This is a genomic window from Flagellimonas abyssi, assembly GCF_019457905.1.
Classification (GTDB): Bacteria; Bacteroidota; Bacteroidia; order Flavobacteriales; family Flavobacteriaceae; genus Flagellimonas; species Flagellimonas abyssi.
Genome location: NZ_JAHZSV010000071.1, coordinates 1 through 3,356, shown reverse-complemented (window position 1 = coordinate 3,356; position 3,356 = coordinate 1). Strand labels below are relative to the sequence as shown.

At 50.9% G+C, this 3,356-nt stretch carries 1 protein-coding gene and 1 pseudogene; both read left to right on the top strand.

Annotated elements, in window-relative coordinates; all coding sequences use genetic code 11:
* The coding region (locus K1F36_RS19655; RefSeq protein ID WP_220115308.1) for a SusC/RagA family TonB-linked outer membrane protein at window positions 1-2,883 on the top strand (2,883 nt) is incomplete at its 5' end.
* A 10-nt stretch (window positions 2,884-2,893) separates the two neighbouring features.
* Window positions 2,894-3,356 (top strand): annotated as a pseudogene (locus tag K1F36_RS19650) (hypothetical protein); the annotation flags it as partial.

Genomic DNA, 3,356 nt, shown 5'->3' with positions numbered 1-3,356 from the left:
TCGGGGAATCCCCTGGCCGGGGTGAACCTTGTGGTGGAATCCAAGCATATTGGGACCGTGTCCGGTCTGGACGGTTCCTTTACCATTAATGCAGATCCTACCGATGTGCTGGTGTTTTCTATGGTGGGTTTCAAGACACTTACCGTGCCCATTGGGGGTAGGGAAGAGGTCTTTGTTACCATGGAGGAGGATGTAACGGTATTGGGCGAGGTCGTGCTCAATGCGGGGTACTATACCGTTTCTGAGAAGGAGCGTACGGGAAGTATCGAGAAGGTGTCCGCAGTGGATATCGAGAAACAGCCCATCTCCAATCCCTTGGCCGCCTTGCAGGGACGAATGCCCGGGGTCGAGGTCGTACAGACCTCTGGTATTGCAGGATCCGGTTTTTCCATTCAGATACGGGGAAGGAACAGCGTGCGGGATTTGGGCAATGAGCCCTTGTACATTGTTGATGGTGTCCCGTACGATTCCTCTTCCCTAGGGGAGGAAGCGGCCTCCGGAATTCTGTTGGGACGGGGATTTAGTCCCTTGAACACGCTCAACCCCATGGATATAGAAAGTATCGAAGTCCTAAAGGATGCGGATGCGACCGCTATTTATGGGTCTCGGGGTGCCAATGGGGTGGTGTTGATCACCACTAAAAAGACAGGATTTAGCGGAACCCGGGTGAGCATCGGTCTGGAAAGTGGACTTGGGCGGGCCTCCCGGACCATGGACGTATTGAATGCGGCCGAATATCGTTTGATGCGTACGGAAGCCTATGCCAATGATGGTATCGATCCCTTGCCCTTTAACGCCTACGATATCAATGGGACATGGGACCCGGACAGGCGAACAGATTGGCAGCGGGAACTGTTCGGGAACACCTCCTATGTCAATAACCTGCAAGCGTCGATCACTGGAGGGGAAGGGCGTACCCGTTTTATGCTCAGTGGGAATTATCATGGTCAGACCAGTGTCTTTAAGGGAGATTACCGGAACGAAAAAATTTCAGGGCTGGGTAAAGTAAGCTTCACCTCCAAGGATGATAGGCTTTCCCTGCAATGGTCCAATAATTTTACGTGGAACAATAATGACCTGCCCGCCAATGATATTACCTTTTTGGCCATTAGCCTTGCGCCCAATGCACCTGAGCTATATAATTCAGATGGCAGCTTGAACTGGGAAAACTCCACTTGGAACAATCCCCTTTCCCGGCAACAGGGAACATTTCGCTACAATGCGACGACCATGGTCAGCAATGCATCATTGGATTATACCTTATGGGATGGGTTCAAGGCAAGGGTCAATTTGGGATATACCGAGAGCCATTTGAAGGAAATCCGGACCAACCCCTCTACCATCTTTGATCCGGCCTTTGGTATTGGCAGTGAGTCTTCTTCCGCGATCCACAATACCGGGAAGAGGACCTCATGGATCGTGGAGCCCCAATTGGAATATGGACTGTCATTGGGAAATACAAGCGTTACGGTCTTGACGGGACTTTCCTTTCAAGATCGTAGAACGGCACGTTTGTCACAGTTGGCCCTTGGTTTCTCCAACAACAGGTTTATAGAGAACATATCGGCGGCCAGTACCACCATCGGATTGGCCGATGTAAACCAACAGTATAGGTACCAGGCCGTTTTCGGGAGGGTCAATGTGAACCACAATGGAAAGTATGTGCTCAACCTCACCGGAAGAAGGGACGGTTCCAGTCGATTCGGCCCTGAGAAGCGATTTTCAAATTTTGGGGCCATTGGTGCCGCTTGGATTTTTTCAGAGGAGCCTTTACTCAAGGAGCATGTTCCGTGGCTCAGTTTTGGAAAGCTTCGGGCCAGTTGGGGAACCTCTGGAAACGATCAAATAGGGGACTACCAATACTTGGACACCTATTCTTTTGGAATAGACCAATACCAGAACAGCGTTGGGATCTTCCCCACTAGGCTTTTCAATCCCAATTTTAGTTGGGAATCCAATGAAAAACGGGAAGTGGCCCTTGAATTGGGGATGTTGGGAGATCGGATCCGTCTGAATGTGGCCCACTATCGCAATACGTCCTCCAACCAATTGGTCGGTATCCCCCTTCCGGCAACCACGGGTTTCTCCAGTGTCAATGACAACTTGAATGCCACTGTGGTGAACGAGGGCTGGGAATTCGGCCTGAACGCCCTGATTGCCCGTAGTGAAAGGTTCACCTGGGAAACATCCGTTAACCTGACCATCCCCAAGACCCGATTGGAGTCTTTTCCCAATTTGGAAGGATCGACCTTTGCCAATCGTTTGAAAGTAGGGGAACCACTGAACATCGCCAAGGTATACCAAGTCAATGGCGTTGACCTGGAAACGGGACTGTACGTGTTCGAAGACTTTAACAATGACGGGGCCATCACCAGTGTGGATGATCGGGAAGCCATTGCACGTTTGGACCCCAAATACTTTGGCGGTTTCACCAGTCAATGGACCTATGGCAAATTGACCGTCGATGCCCTGTTCCAGTTTTCCAAACAACTGGGACGGAATTTTTGGTCCACGGGAGGTGTGGCCCCGGGAGGATTGGCCAATCAGCCCAAGGAGGTGCTGGATCGATGGACGCCATCCGAACCGGATGCCGATATACAACGATTTACGGCGGGCCAGTCCCCAGAGGCCAGACAGAGCTATCGGAACTATGTTTCCAGTGATGCAGGTATTTCAGACGCCTCCTTTCTTAGGTTAAAGACCGTGTCGCTGTCCTATAACCTGGTGGCCAAGAAGGATAATGGTCTGGGATGTATGCTTTTTCTCAGGGGGCAGAACCTTTGGACATGGACCAACTATCTGGGATTGGACCCAGAGACACAGAACAGTGCAACAGTGCCCCCGCTGCGCATGGTCACCTTAGGAACACGTTTCACTTTTTAATCACACAACTATGACATCTACAAATAAAACAATACGAGGTATTATACATACAATCCATCGGTCTTCACTTTTCGTGCTGATGATGGGGCTCTTTTTGGGGTCTTGCGAGGAATTCGTGGACATAGCCCCCCCGACCAACGAACTCACGGGAAGCGTTGTCTTCGAAGAAGCGGCCACCGTGGATGCTGCCTTTGCACATATCCACTCCCAACTAAGGGAGGATGTGTTCACGACAGGGACCGTATCGGGACTATCCTATCTAATGGGACATTATACGGATGAACTGACCCTGTACAGCAATGTATTGCCCGAAGTACAGGAATTTGCCAATGGCCGTCTAACATCCTCCAATGGGAGTGTTGAACGGCTTTGGGACGGGGCCTATGAACTGATCTATGCAACGAACAGTATTTTGGAGGGAGTCCAAAACTCCACGGAACTGGGGCAGGAGGATGTCCATCGATTTCTGGGCG